Annotated in this window: 17 protein-coding genes and 1 pseudogene; 10 read left to right on the forward strand and 8 right to left on the reverse strand. The window is 68.5% G+C overall.

What is annotated here, in order from left to right; all coding sequences use genetic code 11:
• Nucleotides 1–11 precede the first annotated feature (11 nt).
• Genes accB through ACZ5RK_RS07205 form a run of 6 tightly spaced genes read left to right on the forward strand, consistent with a single transcriptional unit; the run spans nucleotide 12 to nucleotide 3,904 of the window.
• Complete coding sequence (accB, locus tag ACZ5RK_RS07180) at nucleotides 12–488, forward strand: acetyl-CoA carboxylase biotin carboxyl carrier protein (protein ID WP_464908598.1); 477 nt, start codon at nucleotides 12–14, stop codon at nucleotides 486–488.
• Nucleotides 485–1,822, forward strand: coding sequence for an acetyl-CoA carboxylase biotin carboxylase subunit (accC, locus tag ACZ5RK_RS07185; protein WP_464908599.1), 1,338 nt, complete (start codon nucleotides 485–487; stop codon nucleotides 1,820–1,822). Before accB ends, accC begins: the two co-directional genes overlap by 4 nt.
• Nucleotides 1,823–1,834: 12 nt before the next feature.
• Nucleotides 1,835–2,164, forward strand: a complete 330-nt coding sequence (locus ACZ5RK_RS07190) for an Asp23/Gls24 family envelope stress response protein (RefSeq protein ID WP_464910070.1) — start codon at nucleotides 1,835–1,837, stop codon at nucleotides 2,162–2,164.
• Entirely contained in the window at nucleotides 2,157–2,612 is a 456-nt protein-coding gene (gene nusB / locus ACZ5RK_RS07195) for a transcription antitermination factor NusB (protein ID WP_464908600.1), read from the forward strand. Before ACZ5RK_RS07190 ends, nusB begins: the two co-directional genes overlap by 8 nt.
• Before the next feature lies 1 nt (nucleotide 2,613).
• Complete coding sequence (locus tag ACZ5RK_RS07200; protein ID WP_464908601.1) at nucleotides 2,614–3,465, forward strand: bifunctional methylenetetrahydrofolate dehydrogenase/methenyltetrahydrofolate cyclohydrolase; 852 nt, start codon at nucleotides 2,614–2,616, stop codon at nucleotides 3,463–3,465.
• The gene (locus ACZ5RK_RS07205; protein ID WP_054647338.1) at nucleotides 3,449–3,904 is read left to right on the forward strand and encodes a divergent PAP2 family protein; all 456 of its coding nucleotides are present in this window, start codon (nucleotides 3,449–3,451) and stop codon (nucleotides 3,902–3,904) included. The genes ACZ5RK_RS07200 and ACZ5RK_RS07205 overlap by 17 nt, the downstream gene beginning before the upstream one ends.
• Here the strand turns inward: ACZ5RK_RS07205 and ACZ5RK_RS07210 are convergent.
• Complete coding sequence (locus ACZ5RK_RS07210; RefSeq protein WP_464908602.1) at nucleotides 3,883–4,083, reverse strand: hypothetical protein; 201 nt, start codon at nucleotides 4,081–4,083, stop codon at nucleotides 3,883–3,885. The two genes, ACZ5RK_RS07205 and ACZ5RK_RS07210, sit on opposite strands and share 22 nt — an antisense overlap.
• Before the next feature lie 149 nt (nucleotides 4,084–4,232).
• On the opposite strand from ACZ5RK_RS07210, the gene ACZ5RK_RS07215 reads away from it, so the two are divergent.
• On the forward strand, nucleotides 4,233–6,218 hold the full coding sequence (locus ACZ5RK_RS07215) for a (Fe-S)-binding protein (RefSeq protein WP_464908603.1): 1,986 nt from the start codon (nucleotides 4,233–4,235) through the stop codon (nucleotides 6,216–6,218).
• Here the strand turns inward: ACZ5RK_RS07215 and ACZ5RK_RS07220 are convergent.
• The 4 genes from ACZ5RK_RS07220 to ACZ5RK_RS07235 form a co-directional block, all read right to left on the reverse strand.
• On the reverse strand, nucleotides 6,208–6,744 hold the full coding sequence (locus tag ACZ5RK_RS07220; protein WP_464908604.1) for a methyltransferase domain-containing protein: 537 nt from the start codon (nucleotides 6,742–6,744) through the stop codon (nucleotides 6,208–6,210). The two genes, ACZ5RK_RS07215 and ACZ5RK_RS07220, sit on opposite strands and share 11 nt — an antisense overlap.
• The gene (locus tag ACZ5RK_RS07225) at nucleotides 6,737–7,411 is read right to left on the reverse strand and encodes a TerC family protein (RefSeq protein ID WP_464908605.1); all 675 of its coding nucleotides are present in this window, start codon (nucleotides 7,409–7,411) and stop codon (nucleotides 6,737–6,739) included. The genes ACZ5RK_RS07220 and ACZ5RK_RS07225 overlap by 8 nt, the downstream gene beginning before the upstream one ends.
• Complete coding sequence (locus tag ACZ5RK_RS07230) at nucleotides 7,408–8,346, reverse strand: alpha/beta hydrolase-fold protein (RefSeq protein ID WP_464908606.1); 939 nt, start codon at nucleotides 8,344–8,346, stop codon at nucleotides 7,408–7,410. Before ACZ5RK_RS07230 ends, ACZ5RK_RS07225 begins: the two co-directional genes overlap by 4 nt.
• A 100-nt stretch (nucleotides 8,347–8,446) precedes the next feature.
• Entirely contained in the window at nucleotides 8,447–9,271 is an 825-nt protein-coding gene (locus ACZ5RK_RS07235; RefSeq protein ID WP_464908607.1) for a DUF1517 domain-containing protein, read from the reverse strand.
• Nucleotides 9,272–9,394: 123 nt separating this feature from the next.
• Here ACZ5RK_RS07235 and lon point away from each other — a divergent pair, with 123 nt between their 5' ends.
• Entirely contained in the window at nucleotides 9,395–11,818 is a 2,424-nt protein-coding gene (gene lon, locus ACZ5RK_RS07240; protein ID WP_464910071.1) for an endopeptidase La, read from the forward strand.
• Between the two features lie 38 nt (nucleotides 11,819–11,856).
• On the opposite strand, the gene bshA is transcribed toward lon, so the two are convergent.
• The gene (gene bshA / locus ACZ5RK_RS07245; protein WP_464908608.1) at nucleotides 11,857–12,951 is read right to left on the reverse strand and encodes an N-acetyl-alpha-D-glucosaminyl L-malate synthase BshA; all 1,095 of its coding nucleotides are present in this window, start codon (nucleotides 12,949–12,951) and stop codon (nucleotides 11,857–11,859) included.
• Nucleotides 12,952–13,094: 143 nt separating this feature from the next.
• A pseudogene (locus tag ACZ5RK_RS07250) lies at nucleotides 13,095–14,141 on the reverse strand (LptF/LptG family permease); the annotation flags it as partial.
• A 48-nt stretch (nucleotides 14,142–14,189) separates the two neighbouring features.
• Here ACZ5RK_RS07250 and ACZ5RK_RS07255 point away from each other — a divergent pair.
• Nucleotides 14,190–14,417, forward strand: coding sequence for a hypothetical protein (locus ACZ5RK_RS07255; protein WP_464908609.1), 228 nt, complete (start codon nucleotides 14,190–14,192; stop codon nucleotides 14,415–14,417).
• Entirely contained in the window at nucleotides 14,414–14,821 is a 408-nt protein-coding gene (locus tag ACZ5RK_RS07260) for a hypothetical protein (RefSeq protein ID WP_464908610.1), read from the forward strand. Before ACZ5RK_RS07255 ends, ACZ5RK_RS07260 begins: the two co-directional genes overlap by 4 nt.
• Here the strand turns inward: ACZ5RK_RS07260 and ACZ5RK_RS07265 are convergent.
• The gene (locus ACZ5RK_RS07265; RefSeq protein WP_464908611.1) at nucleotides 14,818–15,780 is read right to left on the reverse strand and encodes an apolipoprotein A-IV repeat region-like domain-containing protein; all 963 of its coding nucleotides are present in this window, start codon (nucleotides 15,778–15,780) and stop codon (nucleotides 14,818–14,820) included. The genes ACZ5RK_RS07260 and ACZ5RK_RS07265 overlap by 4 nt on opposite strands.
• Nucleotides 15,781–15,784 lie beyond the last annotated feature (4 nt).

Here is a 15,784-nt window from a genome sequence, read left to right on the forward strand (position 1 = left end):
GAGGAGGACCTATGACCCCCAAGGAGCTCAAGCAGATCCTGCAGGCCCTGGTGGAGCACGGGGTAAGCGAGCTTACCCTGGAAACCCCGGATTACAAGCTCACCGTGCGCCGAGGAGGGGAGGTGCCGGTGGTGGCCGTTCCCGCCCCCCTGCCCGCCGCGGCGGTTCCGGCCCCCGCTCCCGAGCCCGTCCCCCCGCCCTCCCCGGCGCCGGAGGCGCCCGCCAAAGCCGAGGAGGGGTGCGCCGGGTGCGTGGAGGTCCGGGCCCCCATCGTGGGCACCTTCTACCGGGCCCCGGCCCCCGACGCCCCTCCTTACGTGAAGGAAGGGGACCGGGTGGAGAAGGGCCAGGTCCTCTGCATCATCGAGGCCATGAAGCTCATGAACGAGATCGAGTCCGAGGTCTCCGGCATCGTGAAGAAGATCCTGGTCCAGAACGGGGAGCCCGTGGAGTACGGCCAGCCCCTCTTCCTCATCCAGCCGGTATGAAGAAGGTCCTCATCGCCAACCGGGGCGAGATCGCCCTGAGGATCCTCCGGGCGGCCAAGGAGCTTGGGATCAAGACGGTGGTGGCCCACTCCACCGCCGACGAGAAGAGCCTGCCCGTGCTCCTCGCCGACGAGGCCATCTGCATCGGCCCACCCCCTTCGGGGCAGAGCTACCTCAACATCCCCAACCTCCTTTCCGCGGCCATCGTAACGGGGGCGGACGCCATCCACCCCGGGTACGGCTTCCTGGCGGAAAACGCCACCTTCGCCGAGATGTGCCGGGAGCACGGCATCACCTTCATCGGCCCCACCCCGGAGAACATGCGGGCCCTGGGGGACAAGGCCACGGCGAGAAAGGTGGCCCGGGAGGCCGGGGTGCCCACGGTCCCGGGGACCGACGAGCTAGGGAGCGTGGAGGAGGCCAAGCGGGCCGCCTGGGAGATCGGCTACCCCGTGATCCTCAAGGCCAGCGCCGGGGGCGGGGGCCGGGGGATGCGGGTGGTCCACACCGAGGAGGACCTGGAGAGGGCCATCCTGCAGGCCCAGGAGGAGGCCCGCTCCGCCTTCGGCAACCCCGCCATCTACTTGGAGAAGTACATAGAGGAGCCCAAGCACATAGAGGTCCAGGTCCTGGGGGACGGGGAGCGGGTGGTGCACCTGTGGGAAAGGGACTGCTCCATCCAGCGCCGCCACCAGAAGCTCCTGGAGGAGGCCCCAAGCCTCCTTCCCGAAGGGACCCGCCGGGCCATCGCCGAGGCGGCGCGAAGGCTCGCCGAGCACGTGGGGAACGTTTCCGCCGGCACCCTGGAGTTTCTGGTGGACAAGGAGGGGAACTTCTACTTCATAGAGATGAACACCCGCATCCAGGTGGAGCACCCCGTCACGGAGCTGGTCACGGGCATTGACCTGGTCCAGGCCCAGTTCCGCATCGCCCAAGGGGAGAAGCTCTGGCTTAAGCAGGAGGAGATTGAGGTCCGGGGGCACGCCATTGAGGTGCGCATCAACGCCGAGGACCCGGAAAAGGGCTTCCGGCCCTCCATCGGCAAGGTGGAGACCCTCCTCTTCCCCGGGGGGCCGGGCATCCGGGTGGACAGCCACCTCTACGCCGGCTACCAGATCCCGCCCCACTACGACAGCCTCATCGCCAAGATCCTCGCCTGGGCCCCCACCCGGGAGGAGGCCATACGGCGCATGGAGCGGGCCCTCTCTGAGACGGTCATCGAGGGGCCGGGCCTCAAGACCACCATCCCCTTCCACCAGAAGGTCCTCCAGAACGCCTTCTTCCGCCGAGGGGCGGTCTACACCAACTTCGTGGCCCGGCGCATGGAGATGTAGACTGGGCGTGTGATGGTGGACTACGAGATCAGCGACCACGCCCTCGAGGGCCTGGTGGTCCACGCCCTTTCGGGCCTAGAGGGGGTGCGGCTCCTGGAGGCGCCTCCTCGCTCCTTGGGGGAGGTATTCCGCCGCATGAAGCCCGTCAAGGTGGAGCGCTCCCCGGAGGGCCTTTCCGTGGAGGTCCTCCTCTCCGTGGACTACGGGGTGGTCATCCCCGAGGCGGCCCGGGGGGTGCAGAAGGCGGTGGCCGAGTCCCTCTTCCTGGCCACGGGGGAAAAGGTCAAGGCGGTGAACGTCACCGTGGCCCAGGTGGTCTACCGCCCGGAGGGACATGCGTAGGCGGGCTCGGGAACTGGCCATGCGGGCCCTCTTCGCCCATACCCAGGGGGGCGTGGACCCGGAGGAGGCCCTCCGCCACGCCCTGGAGGAGATGGGCGGGGAGGACGATCCCTACGGGGACCCCCTGGACGAGGAAGGGGTGGCCTTTGCCCGGAGGCTCCTTTCCGGCTACAAGGCCCACCAGGAGGAGGTGGACCGCGTCCTGAAGGAGACGGTGGAGGGGTGGGACTTCGGCCAGATGTCCAAGACCGACCTCACCGTGCTCCGCCTCGCCACCTACGAGATGCTCTACGAGCCCACCCCCTTCGCCCCCCTCATAGAGGTGGCGGTGAAGATCGCCAAGCGCTACGGGGGCGAGCACTCCGGGGCCTTTGTGAACGGGGTTTTGGGCCGCCTCTTCCGCCGCATCCAGGAGGGGGAGGTGCGGGCGGCCCCCAAGGAGGACTGATATGGTCGGCGCGCGGGTTTTTTCCGGCCACGAGGTAGCCCAGGCGGTGTACGCCGAGCTTAAGGCCAGGCTGGCCTCCCTCCCCTTCGTCCCCTCCCTGCGGGTGATCCGGCTTGGGGAGGACCCGGCCTCGGTGTCCTACGTGCGCCTCAAGGACAAGAAGGCGCGGGAGCTGGGCCTTAGGAGCCAGGTGGAGGTCTACCCCGAGGACTTCCCGGAGGAGGCCCTCTTGGAGCGCATCGCCCTCCTCAACGCCGACCCCGAGGTGGACGGCGTCCTGGTCCAGCTTCCCCTCCCCCCCCACATCCGCGCCGAGCGGGTCCTGGAGGCCCTTCACCCCCTCAAGGACGTGGACGGCTTCCACCCCTTGAACGTGGGCCGGCTCTGGAGCGGGGGCGAGGGGCTTTTCCCCTGCACCCCCCTGGGGGTGGTCCGCCTCCTCAAGCACCACGGGGTGGACCTTAAGGGGAAGGAGGTAGTGGTGGTGGGCCGCTCCAACATCGTGGGCAAGCCCCTGGCGGGCCTCCTCCTTAGGGAGGACGCCACGGTGACCCTGGCCCACTCCAAGACCCAAGACCTCCCCGCCCTCACCCGGCGGGCGGAGGTGCTGGTGGTGGCCGTGGGCAGGCCCCACCTGGTGCGGAAGGACTGGGTGCGGCCGGGGGCCATCGTGGTGGACGTGGGGGTGAACCGGGTGGAGGGGAAGCTTCTGGGGGACGTCCACCCGGAGGTGGCCGAGGTGGCGGGGGCCCTCACCCCCGTGCCCGGGGGGGTGGGGCCCATGACCGTGGCCATGCTCATGGCCAACACCCTCAAGGCGGCCCTCCTCAGGCGGCATGGAACTCTTCTCTAACGCCATCTTCTGGACGGCCCTTCTGGCCAACCTCCTGGCCCAGACCTTGAAGCTCCTCCTCTACTACCGCCTCGAGGGCCGCTTCCAATGGGAGCGCTTCCTGGAAACCGGGGGGATGCCCAGCTCCCACTCGGCCACGGTGAGCGCCCTGGCGGTGAGCGTGGGCCTCAGGGAGGGGTTTGACAGCGCCCTCTTCGCCGTGGCCGCCGTCTTCGCCCTCATCGTCATGTACGACGCCACGGGCATCCGCCGGGCGGCGGGCCTCCACGCCCAGCTCCTCAACCAGCTGGTGGAGGAGCTGCAGAAGCTGGTGGAGCGGGGCTTCGCCCAGGAGCCTCTGAAGGAGCTTTTGGGCCACACCTACCTCGAGGTCCTGGTGGGGGCCCTCCTGGGGCTTTTGGTGGCCCTTTTGCTCCACTACCTCTTCCCCGCCTGGTAGAAGGCCAGGGTCTGGCCCACAAGGAAGGTAAGAAGGCCCAAGGCGGGGGAGAGGAAGAAGACGAAGAAGCTCACGAAAAGCGCCAGGATCAGGGGCAGGAGGGGTTTTTTGAAGCGGTGGAAGATGAAGAGGTTCAAAAGCCCGAAGAAGGAGAGGACCAAAAGGGCGGCCGTTTCCACGGGGGGCCATTCTATGGGCCCGCCCCTTGGTCCCGCAACGCCAGGCCCCCGGCTTATACCCTTGGGTCCCCGCCGCGGCGGGGCGGCCATGCCCTTGCCGGGCCGGGGGAATGGGGTAAACTTTTACTGAGTATAAGGAGGTGGCGCCCATGCTCACCTTGCCGGAGAAAATCCTCTTCCTCCTCCTCGCGGCCGGAAGCCTGTACTACGCCTACACGGGCTTCCGGCAGGTCTATCTGGCCATAAGGCGGGGGCGGCCCGAGGAGCGCTTTGACCGCCTCCCCGAGCGCATCGGCCGGGCCCTCTGGCTCACCCTCACCCAGCAGACGGTCTTCAAAAGGAGGCCCCTGGTCTCCCTCCTCCACGCCTTCGTCTTCTACGGCTTCGTCTACTACCTGCTCGTGAACCTGGTGGACTTCCTGGAAGGCTTCTTCGGCCTTCACGCCCAGGGAGGGTTCTGGAACCCCTATAACCTGGTGGCCGACCTCCTCACGGCCTTGATCCTGGTGGGGATCCTGGGCCTCATGGTGCGCCGCTATTTGGTGGCTCCCCAGGACTTCACCTGGAACCCCAGGGTGCGCCTGCACGAACGGGTGCGCCAGGGCATCCCCCGGGACTCGGCCATCGTGGGGGCCTTCATCACCTTCCACGTGGGAAGCCGCCTCCTTTCCAAGGCCTTCCAACTCGCCCAGGAGGGTCCCGACCCCTTCCAGCCCGTGGCCAGTGCCCTCGGCGGGGCGCTTTCCGGCCTTTCCCCCGCCCTTCTCACCTTCGGGGAGCACCTCTTCTGGTGGGGCGCTCTGGCCTCCATCCTCCTCTTCCTCCCCTACTTCCCCCGCTCCAAGCACATCCACCTGATGATGGCCCCCATCAACCTCGCCTTCCGCAAGGAGGTGCCGGGGGCCCTTTCGCCCCTGGACCTGGAGAAGGAGGAGGAGAAGTTCGGGGCGGAGAGGCTCGAGGACCTCTCCTGGAAGCGGCTTCTGGACGCCTACGCCTGCATCATGTGCAACCGCTGCCAGGAGGCCTGCCCGGCCTACGCCACGGGGAAGGCCCTTTCCCCGGCCGCCATCCTCATCTCCGAGCGCTACGAGCTGAACGGGATCCTTCAGGACTTCGCCCAGGGCAAGGAGAGCCCCAGGCCCCTCATGGACTTCGCCCTGAGCGAGGAGGCCCTCTGGGCCTGCACCACCTGCATGGCCTGCGTGGAGGTCTGCCCCGTGGGCAACGAGCCCATGCTCCACATCCTGGACGTCCGCCGGGCCAAGGTCCTGATGGAAGGGGAGTTCCCCCAGGAGCTCAACAACGCCTTCCGGGGGATGGAGCGCTCCGGCAACCCCTGGGGCATCGGCCAGGGCAAGCGCCTGGACTGGGCGGAGGGGCTCAACGTCCCCACCGTGGAGGAGAAGCCCCATCCTGAGGTCCTCTACTGGGTGGGGTGCGCCCCGAGCTACGACCCCCGGGCCCAGAAGATCGCCCGGAGCATGGTGGCCATCCTGAACGCCGCGGGCGTGGACTGGGCGGTCCTCGGCACCCGGGAAAAGTGCACCGGGGACTCGGCCAGGCGCGCGGGGAACGAGTACCTCTTCTTCCAGCTGGCCACGGAGAACGTGGAGACCCTGAACGCCGTGGCCCCCAAGACCATCGTCACCACCTGCCCCCACTGCCTCCACACCCTGAAGAACGAGTACCGGGCCTTCGGCGGGGAGTACCGGGTGGTGCACCACTCGGAGTTCCTGGCCGACCTCTTGAGGAGCGGGAGGCTCCCGGTCTCCGAGGAGACCAGGAGGGTGGTCTTCCACGACCCCTGCTACCTGGGCCGCCACAACGGGGTCTACGAGGCCCCCCGGGAGGTGCTGAAGGGGGTGGGCTTCGTCCTCACCGAGCCCCCCCGGAGCCGGGAGAACAGCTTCTGCTGCGGGGCGGGCGGGGCCCAGTTCTGGAAGGAGGAGGAGCCCGGGGCCATGCGAGTTTCCGAGAACCGCTACAAGGAGCTCAAGGCCACGGGGGCCGAGGTCATCGCCACGGGCTGCCCCTTCTGCATGGCCATGATGAACGTGGAGATCGCCCAGGACGAGAGGCCCCCTGAGGTCCTGGACATCGCCGAGCTGGTGGCCCGGGGCCTCAAGGCCTGACGTAGACGGCGTACGCCCTGTACCCCTCCATCCACCCCTCCCCAAAGGCCCTCAAGGCCAGGCCCGGGGGAGGGGTGAGGAGCTCCTCGGGCTCCCAGTAAAAGGGGCTTTCCGGCCTTCCCCGCCTCAGGGCCTCCCGACGGGAAAAGCCCTCCACCAGGAGAAGCCCCCCCGGGGCCAGGAGGGGAGGGAGGGCCCGGAGGAGGGAGCGGTTCACGTAGTAGCTTTTCACGATGGCGGCGAAGGGGCCTTGGGGAAGGCGGAAGAGAGCCTCCCGGCCTTCCAGGTCCAGCTCCCAAAGGCGGAGGCCCTCCACCCCCCGAAGCCTTTTCAGGGCCTCCCGGCTCTTCTCCACCAGGACCACGGGGTGCCCCCGTTCCAGAAAGTAAAAGGCGTTCCGCCCCAGGCCCCCCGCCAGGTCCAAAACCCTTCCCGGGGGCGCAAAGGGCCCGTAGGCCCGCACCACGAAGGCGGGTTCCCTCATCTCCCGGGCTTCGCGGTAAAAGGCTTCCCAGTCCCTAGGCATGGCGGCGGAAGGCGAGGGCGCTCCCCAGGGCGAGGATGAGGAGGGTGCCCCCCCAGAAGACCGCCTTGGGGAGGGTGGGGGCGAGCTCGGGGCGGTGGAGGATGTGGGCGAGGGTATGGGTGCCCTCCAGGAGGAGCTTCACCCCGGCCCAGCCCACCAGGGCGTAGGCCACCCTTTCCAGGCCCGGGTAGCGCTCCATCAGGGCCACCACCGAGCCCGCCAGGAGGCGGATGAAGAGGATGCCCAGGGCCACCCCCAGGAAGACCAAGGGGAGGTCCTTGGAGAAGGCCACCACCGCCAGGATGGAGTCCACGGCGAAGGCCAGGTCCACCAGGTTGATGAGGACCACCACCCGCCAGAACTCCTTGGCGGTGGCCCCGGGGAGGGACTTGGCCTCGGAGGGGCCGCGGAAGTGCCGGACCATCAGGTGCACGAGGTAAAGTCCCCCCAGGACCTGGGCCCACCAGAGCCGGATGACGAAGACGGCGAAGAGGAGGGCGAGGCCCCGGAGGAGGTAGGCCCCCAGGAGGCCGTAGAGCAGGGCCCGGCGGCGGAGGGGGGCGGGCAGGGGCCTCACCATCACCGCCAGGACCAGGGCGTTGTCCCCGGAGAGGAGGGCCTCCAGGGCGGCCACCGAGAAGAGGGTGAGGAAGGCCTCCCCGCTCACCCTTCCCCCAGGAGGTAGCAAAGCCCGGGGGCCAGGGCCTGCTTCCAGGTGACCCAGTTGTGGCCGCTGGGCCTTTCCCGGTAAGCGTGGGGCACCCTTCGGTCGGCGAGGAGGGCGGCGAAGCGGCGGTTGGGGGCGAGGAGCCACTCCAGAAGCCCCACCTCCAGGTAGACCCTAGGAAGCCTTTCCGCCTCGGCGTAGCGAAGGAGGAGCCACTCCTCATCCCGGTAGGCGTCCATCCCCCCGGGGTGGGCCTTGAGGGCGGGGGAGAGGGCGAGGACCTTGGGAAAGCGGTCCGGGTGCCTCAGGGCCTGCCACAGGGAGAAGAGCCCCCCCAAGGAGGCCCCCACCAGGACCACCTCCCCCAGGGGCCCGTAGGCCTTTTCCACCTCCCCTAGGATCCGGTGGAACTCCGCCTCGTAGGCCTCGCTGAAGCGGTACTCCCGGTTGCGGTCTATGGGCTCCACGAAGACGAGGCGCACCGGGGGGATCTCGCCCCTCTCCAGGAGGGCCTGCGCCACCTTGTGAAGCCCCGCCGTGCGGTAGAAGGCCACCCCGTCTTGGGCCACCACCGTGGTCCTCGAGGCCTCCCCGGTCTTTGCCACGTAGAAGCGCCTCTCCCCCAGGCGGTGGCGCTCCACCCTGGGCTCGGCCTCGGGCTCGGGGGGCGCCTCGTAGCGGAAGCCGGGGAGCTTCACCGCCCTCGGGTAGCTCCACCAGGGGTTGTCGGCCCTCTCCGGGTTGTCGGGGTCGGGGAAGGGGCGGCTTTTTCGGTCCAGAAAGGCGTACTCCACGTAGGCCCCCTCCGGGAACTCCAGGGTGACCGGCCCCGAAAGGGGGATGGGGTTTCTCTCCCAGTCCGTGAAGTCGCCCACGAGGGCGTGGGCGCCCTCGGGAGGGTAGAAGGTGATGCGCCTTGGGCCTACCTGCACCACAGCTTCTACTCTACCCGGGAAGGCCGTGGCCGGGTGTCCCTTGAAGCCTTGGCGGAGGGCTGCGCCTTGGTCCTGCAACGTGGGGACTGCTACCTGAGCGTCAAAGCTTCTCCAGGCCGGGGAAGAGGGCGAGGAGCTCCTCCTCGGTAAGGCCCTCCCCCTCCTTCTCCGGCGTCCAGGCCAGGTGGAAGGCGAGGAGGGAGAAGGGGGTGCTCCCGGCGAAGGCGAGAAGCGCCTCCTTCGCCCTCCTTCGGTCCAGGGGGCCGGGTGGGGGCAGGTTTCCCCGCACCGCCAGGAGGAGGGAGGCCACCAGGTACCGCCCCCCGGGCTCCACCTTGGGCGTGTAGGCCGCCTCCACCCGCTTCCCCTCAAAGTGGCGGAAGGTCTCCTGGTAGGTGCTCCGGTCCTCCAGCATCCAGGCGTCAAAGCGGGCCAGGACCGCCTCCTCGTCCCCTTGCCTCGCCTCGTAGCTCCCGAAGCGCCAGGCCGGCTCCTCCCGCAGGAGGACCAGGGCCACCTCGTCCAGGAGGTCCGCCAGGCCCTTGGCCGTGTTGGTGTCGGCCTCCTCGGCGAGGCGCCTCAGGGCCCGCTGCACCTCGGGGCGCGGGAGGAGGGCGAGGCGCAGGCGGCCCACCCCGGCCTGGGGCCCCCTTTCCCCCGCCTGGCTTAGGCCCCGCACCATGAGGAAGGCCACCAGGGCGAGGCCCAGGAAGACCAGGAAGGGCACCGCTCCCAGGCTCCCCCCGCCTCCCGGATAGGGGTAGACGTACACCGGGCCCGGGCTGGGGTAGGGCAGGGGGTAGGAGGGGGCGGGCCCCGGGCTCATGGGCGGGGGGGTGTAGGGCCTTCCCCCTACCCCGCCCCCGCTCTTCTGGGCCAGGCCCAGGCCCAGAAGGAGGAGAACCAGGAGGGCCCAAGGCCGCATGGCCTTAGGATAAGGCCTTGTGACCCAGGACCCTTTGCGCTAAACAGGGTTTCGCAGTAAACTTGATACAGGTAGGCTTAGGCTATGGACCCGAAGGAAGCGAACCCAGAAAGGAGGATGCCCATGCTGCCCGAGACCTTACCCGTCTGCCCCGTGAGGGGGTCGGTCATCTACCCCACCATGGTCATGCCCATCGATGCGGGCCGGCCCATCTCCATCCGGGCCATTGACGAGGCCCTGGCCCGCGAGCGGGTTCTCCTCATCGTGAGCCAGAAGGACAAGGAGGTGGAGACGCCCAAGCCCTCGGACCTTTACGAGGTGGGCACGGCCTGCAACATCCTCAAGATGCGCAAGAACCCGGACGGCTCCGTCCAGGTCCTGGTGCAGGCCTTCGCCCGGGTGCGGGTGAGGGAGTGGCTGGACCTGGGGGACCACCTCGAGGCCCGGGGGGATGTGCTTTCCGACGAGCCCGGGGAGGCCCTCACCGTGAAGGCCCTGGTACGGGAGGTCAAGGACAAGTTCCAGGCCCTCCTGAAGGAGGGGAAGTACCTGGCCCCCGAGGTGGCCCAGTTCGTCCTGAACCTGGAGGACCCCTCGCAGCTCGCCGACTACATCGCCTTCCACATGGACTTCCGCCTCGAGGACAAGCAGAGGGTGCTGGAGACCGCGAGTGTGGCCGAGCGGCTGAAGGCGGTCCTCGTCCTCCTGGAGGGGGAGCTCGCCCTCATCGAAACCCAGCGGCGCATCCAGCAGCAGGTCAAGGAGGAGATTGACCGCAACCAGCGGGAGTACTTCCTCCGGGAGCAGATGAAGGCCATCCAGCGGGAGCTCCACGGGGAGGAGGGGGAGCAGGAGGTGGAGGAGTTCCGGAAGAAGCTCGCCGCCCTGGACCTTCCTCCCGTGGTCCGCCAGGAGGCGGAGAGGGAGCTGAACCGCCTGGCCCGCATGCACCCCGACTCCGCCGAGGCCAGCGTCATCCGCACCTATCTGGACTGGATCGTCAACCTCCCCTGGAACACCCGCACCGAGGACAACCTGGACCTGAAGCGGGCCAAGGAGATCCTGGAGCGGGACCACTACGGCCTGGAGAAGGTGAAGGACCGGGTCCTGGAGTACCTGGCGGTGCGCAAGCTCAAGGCGGAAAGGGCCAGGCGGGGGGAGATCCCGCCCGAGGAGGTCAACAAGGGCCCCATCCTCCTCTTCGTGGGGCCGCCGGGGGTGGGGAAGACCTCCATCGCCAAGAGCATCGCCGAGGCCCTTGGGCGGAAGTACGTGCGCATCTCCTTGGGCGGCGCCCGGGACGAGTCCGACATCCGAGGCCACCGCCGCACCTACATCGGGGCCATGCCCGGGCGGATCATCCAGGGCCTGAGGCAGGCGGGGACCAAGAACCCGGTCTTCCTCCTGGACGAGGTGGACAAGCTGGGCATCTCCTACCAGGGCGACCCGGCGGCGGCCCTCCTGGAGGTCCTAGACCCCGCCCAGAACAAGGAGTTCGTGGACCACTACCTGGGGGTGCCCTTTGACCTCTCGGAGGTCATGTTCATCTGCACCGCCAACTTCCCCCAGAACATCCCGGCGCCCCTCATGGACCGCATGGAGGCCATTGAGTTCACCAGCTACATCGAGCAGGAGAAGCTGGAGATCGCCAAGCGCTACCTCCTGCCCCGGCAGCTTAGGGAAGGCGGCCTGGACCCAGACCAGGTGGTGGTGACGGAGGCCGCCCTCATGCGCCTCATCACCCACTACACCCGGGAGGCGGGGGTGAGGCAGCTGGAGCGGGAGATCGGGGCCCTTCTCCGGAAGGCGGCCCGGCAGATCCTGGAGGAGGGCAGGAAGCGGGTGCGCATCACGGAGAGGGACCTGGAGCGGTACCTGGGCCCGCCCCGCTTCCTGCCCGAGACCGAGGCCCGGGAGCCCCAGGTGGGGGTGGCCACGGGGATGTACTACACCCCCGTGGGCGGGGACATCATGTTCGTGGAGGTCTCGGTGATGCCCGGCAAGGGGAACCTGATCCTCACCGGGCAGCTCGGGGATGTGATGAAGGAGTCGGCCCGGGCAGCCCTCTCCTACGCCAAGAAGAACGCGGGGCGCTTCGGCATTCCCTTGGAGCGGTTTGACCAGTCCGACATCCACATCCACGTCCCCGCCGGGGCCATCCCCAAGGAGGGCCCTTCCGCCGGGGTGGCCATCGTGAGCGCTTTGGTCTCCGCCCTCACCGAGGTGCCCGTGCGCCACGACATCGCCATGACCGGGGAGATCACCCTCACGGGGAGGGTGCTGCCCATCGGCGGGGTGAAGGAGAAGGTCCTGGGGGCGAGGCGGGCCGGGATCCGGGAGGTGATCCTACCCAAGCCCAACGAGGCCGATCTGGCGGACATCCCCAGGCCCCTTAGGCAGAACATGACCTTCCACTTCGTGGAACACCTGGACGAGGTGCTGGACCTGGCCCTGGTGGGGGGGCTGAAGGCCCTGGAGGCCCGCGCCCAGGAACCCAAGAGGCGCCCCGCCCGCAAGGGCAAGCGGGAGCTGGTGGCCCACGCCTGATACCACCCCATGCTGGCGAAGCCAGCATGGGGGCCCCTTCACCCCAAGGCCTCCCGGTAGACCTCCAGGTACTGTTCCGTGATCCGCTCGGGGTGGAAGCGCTCCACGGCGTAGGCCCGGGCCCGCTTCCGCATCCTCCTCAGGTGGGGGCTTTCCAAGAGCTCCAGCACCGCCTGGGCGAGGCCCTCGAGGTCGCCAAGCTCCACCAGCCTTCCCACCTCCGGGGTGACCAGCTCCGGCACCCCCCCCACCGCCGTGGCCACCACGGGAACCCCGGAGGCCAAGGCCTCCAGGGCCGCCTGGCCGAAGGACTCCTCCTCCGAGGCCAAAAGGAAGAGGTCCGCCGCCCCCAGGACCTCCTCCGGGTGGGGGGTGGGGGGGTGGAAGGTGACCCAGGGGGCCACCTGAAGCTCCTCCGCCACCCGCCTGGCCTCGGCCTCCTCCGGCCCCTTCCCCAGGAGGAGGAGCCTGGCCCTGGCCTTCCTCCGCACCTTGGCGAAGGCCCGCACCAGGTCCGGCACCCGCTTGATGGGCCGGAAGTTGGAGGCGTGGACGAGGAGAAACTCCCCTTCCTCCGCGTACAGGCGCTTTCTTTCCGGCCTCGGGTAAAAGCGCTCCGGGTCCACGGCGTTGTGGATCACCCTGGGGCGCACCCCGAAGGCCCTTTCCGCCTCCTTAGCCAGGGCCCGGCTCACGGCGGTGGTGGCCCGGGCCTTGGCCAGGGCCCGGCGGGTGGGCCCGTGGAAGGCGGGGTCCATCCCCAGGAGGGAGACGTCCGTGCCGTGGAGGGTGTGCACCAGGGGAAACTCCTCGCCCAGGGCCAGGTAGGCCGAGGCGGCGTGGGGGATGGCGTAGTGGGTGTGGACGAGGTCTAGGCCCAGGCGCTTGGTTTCCTGCTCCAGGGTCCCCGCCAAGGAGAGGGTGTAGAGAGGTCCCGGGAAAACGGGGTAAAAGGGCAGGTCCACGGGCACGTAGACCACCGGGCTTTCCTTGGCCAGGCGGAAGGGCCTTTCGGTGGCGAAGAGGTAGACTTGGTGCCCCAGCCGGGCCAGCCTGTCCGCCAGCTCCGTGGCCACGATACCGCTTCCCCCGAGGCCTGGGTAGGCCACCAGGCCCAGGCGCAAGGGCCTCACGGCCTAAGCCCCCCGGGACCCTGCGGGGATTCCCCGGCCTGTAGCCTCCCGCCTGGGGCGTGGGGAAACGCTTTGCGGAGCCCCCCCCGCGGCGAAAGCCCGGGCGGGGCGGTTAGGAGGCCGCTTCCCACCATGCCCCGAGTCTACCGCAGGGCCCGCACCCCGAGGAAAAGGAAGAGCAGGTTGGCCCCCCAGGCCCCAAGCTCCGGGGGCAGGGCCCCGAGGCCCGCCAGGGAGCGCCCCAGAAAGAAGGCCCCGTAGTAGGCCAAGGAGAGGACCACGCTCATCCCCAGGGCGAGCCCGGCGCTCCGCCCGTAGCGCAGGGCCATGGCCGCCGAGAGGAGGACCAGGACCAGGTTGGCCAGGGGCAGGGCCAGCTTGGAGTGGAACTCCAGCCTGGCCCTAAGGCGGTCGGCAGGGGGGAGGAAGGGGTTTTTCAGCTTCCGCCAGGCCTCGCTCAGGCTATCCTGGCCGAAGCTGAAGGTGTCGGCGTAGTCGGCGATGGCCCGGGCCCGGGAGAGGTCGGACTCCACCTCCAGAAGCTCTCCCCGGCTTGCCGCCCGGAAGACCTTGCGCACCTGGGCGAGGAGGTCCTTGGCCCCTTCCAGCCCCGGCACCTCCTGGAAGTCCACCCGGTAGAGGCGGTAGTCCCGGAGGTAAAGGGTCTTGTCCTCCCAGGTCCCCCGCTGGGCGAAGAGGAAGGTGCCCACCTTCCCCTGGAAGGCGCTGATGCGCACCCCCACCATCTCCTTGGCCGCCATGTCAAAGCCCTCAAAGTAAAGGCTTTTCCCCTGTCCGATGGGGATCTCCTTCCCCACCAGGCGGAAAAGCCCCGCCCCCTGGGTGTGGATCTCGTCCCACCAGGCCACCCGCACCCGGTTGTTGGCCTCGGGGACCACGTACTCCTGAAGGTAGAGGGAGGCCAGGGAGAGGAAGGCCCCGATTCCCAGGAGGGGGAAGGCCGCCCGGAAGAGGGGGATCCCCCCGGAAAGGAGGGCGAACTGGGCCCCTTCTGCGGCCAGGCGCCCAAAGAGGAGGACGGTGGCCGTGACCAGGGCGATGGGGAAGACCTGCACCAGCACCCCGGGCACGTGGTAGGAGAGCCAGCGGAGGACCTTAGAGAGGGGTACCCCTTCCAGCCACCTCGCCCCGGCGTAGAAGAAGCCGAAGAGGTAGACGGCGGTGAGGAAGAATGAGGAAGGCCTCTACTGGCCTACGCCGCCCTGCCCCGGGAGGGGGTGGGGGAGGTGCGCCTCCTCGGGGGAGAAGGGTACCGGGTCCAGGTATGGCTCTGCCAGGCCAAGGGGTGCCTGCGGCTGGGCTGGGAGTGGGCGGGGGATGGGCCCATCCGCTTCGCCCTGCCCGAGCTTCCCCCGGGGCAGTACCGGCTCCGCCTGGTGCTCTTCAGCCAGCACCGCCTGGCCCTGAGGCCCCGCTACACCTTGGAGGAGGAGGTGGGGCGGTGAGGGCCTTCCTCCAGGGGGTCTTCTTCCTCCTCGCCTTCTTGGCCTCCCTCCTCGCCCTCTCCCGGGCCCTCACCCTGAGGCCTCTCTTTGGGGAGGCTTGCCTTCCCGGCCCCCTGCCGGAGCGGGCGGACCTCTGGACGAGCGGGGCCCTCCCCATTCCCCTCTGCCGGGCGGCCACCTTGGTGCTGGACCTCGAGGGCACCCCCGCCCAGGGCCGGGGGCCTCACGTTATGGTGGTGGAGGGAAGGCGCACCCTGTGGGAGGGAGAGGTCTTGGGCCGGAGGGAGCTTTGGGTGCGGGTTACCGGGAGGGGTACGGTGGCCCTGGTCTTCACCGACGACCTCTACCGCCCTCCTGAGGACCGGAACCTTTTCCTCCGGGGCTTGAGGGTGGAGCCCCCCTAGCGGAAGAGGGTGAGCAAGGCCAGGACCGCCCCGATGGCGGTGAAGAGGAGCATGGCCTTGTTGAAGGCGGTGTTGATCTCGGCCTTCACCTCCTGGCGCAGGTTTTCAATGCGCTCTTCCAGCCTGGTTTCAACCTCTTGGATGCGTCCTTCCAGTTTCGTTTCTACCGCCTGAATCCGTTCTTCCAGCTTGGTTTCTACGGCCTGGATGCGCCCTTCCAGCTTGGTTTCAACCGCCTGGATTCGTTCTCCTAGCTTGGTTTCTACCGCCTGGATCTGCCCTTCCAGCTTGGTTTCTACCGCCTGGATTCGTCCTTCCAGCTTGGTTTCCGTCTGCTGGATGCGGTTTTCCAGCTCGGCCCGGGTTTCTTGGATCTGGCGCTCCAGCTTGGTCTCAACCTCTTGGATGCGCCCTTCCAGCTTGGTTTCTACCGCCTGGATTCGTTCTCCTAGCTTGGTTTCTACCGCCTGGATCTGCCCTTCCAGCTTGGTTTCTACCGCCTGGATTCGTCCTTCCAGCTTGGTTTCCGTCTGCTGGATGCGGTTTTCCAGCTCGGCCCGGGTTTCTTGGATCTGGCGCTCCAGCTTGGTCTCAACCTCTTGGATGCGCCCTTCCAGCTTGGTTTCTACCGCCTGGATTCGTTCTCCTAGCTTGGTTTCTACCGCCTGGATCTGCCCTTCCAGCTTGGTTTCTACCGCCTGGATTCGTCCTTCCAGCTTGGTTTCCGTCTGCTGGATGCGGTTTTCCAGCTCGGTCCGGGTCTCTTGGACCTGGCGCTCCAGCTTGTTCTCCAGCTGCTGGATGCGGCCCTCCAGCCTGCCCTCCGTCCCGCGGACCTCTTCCCGGAGGCCGTCAATCCGCCGGGAAAGGTCCTGGATCAGGGGTGGGAGCACCTGGACGGTGGTCTCCACGATCCCTTCCAGCTTCTCCAGCCGCTCCAGGAGGCGGTCTTCCGGCATGTCC

This window comes from Thermus kawarayensis JCM 12314 (assembly GCF_055393575.1).

Excerpts from the sequence above, each read along its gene's own strand:
- accB (WP_464908598.1), top strand. The coding sequence starts at position 12 with ATGACCCCCAAGGAGCTCAAGCAGATCCTGCAGGCCCTGGTGGAGCAC.
- accC (WP_464908599.1), top strand. The coding sequence starts at position 485 with ATGAAGAAGGTCCTCATCGCCAACCGGGGCGAGATCGCCCTGAGGATC.
- ACZ5RK_RS07190 (WP_464910070.1), top strand. The coding sequence starts at position 1,835 with ATGGTGGACTACGAGATCAGCGACCACGCCCTCGAGGGCCTGGTGGTC.
- nusB (WP_464908600.1), top strand. The coding sequence starts at position 2,157 with ATGCGTAGGCGGGCTCGGGAACTGGCCATGCGGGCCCTCTTCGCCCAT.
- ACZ5RK_RS07200 (WP_464908601.1), top strand. The coding sequence starts at position 2,614 with ATGGTCGGCGCGCGGGTTTTTTCCGGCCACGAGGTAGCCCAGGCGGTG.
- ACZ5RK_RS07205 (WP_054647338.1), top strand. The coding sequence starts at position 3,449 with ATGGAACTCTTCTCTAACGCCATCTTCTGGACGGCCCTTCTGGCCAAC.
- ACZ5RK_RS07215 (WP_464908603.1), top strand. The coding sequence starts at position 4,233 with ATGCTCACCTTGCCGGAGAAAATCCTCTTCCTCCTCCTCGCGGCCGGA.
- ACZ5RK_RS07220 (WP_464908604.1), bottom strand. The coding sequence starts at position 6,744 with ATGCCTAGGGACTGGGAAGCCTTTTACCGCGAAGCCCGGGAGATGAGG.
- ACZ5RK_RS07235 (WP_464908607.1), bottom strand. The coding sequence starts at position 9,271 with ATGCGGCCTTGGGCCCTCCTGGTTCTCCTCCTTCTGGGCCTGGGCCTG.
- lon (WP_464910071.1), top strand. The coding sequence starts at position 9,395 with ATGCTGCCCGAGACCTTACCCGTCTGCCCCGTGAGGGGGTCGGTCATC.
- ACZ5RK_RS07265 (WP_464908611.1), bottom strand. The coding sequence starts at position 15,780 with ATGCCGGAAGACCGCCTCCTGGAGCGGCTGGAGAAGCTGGAAGGGATC.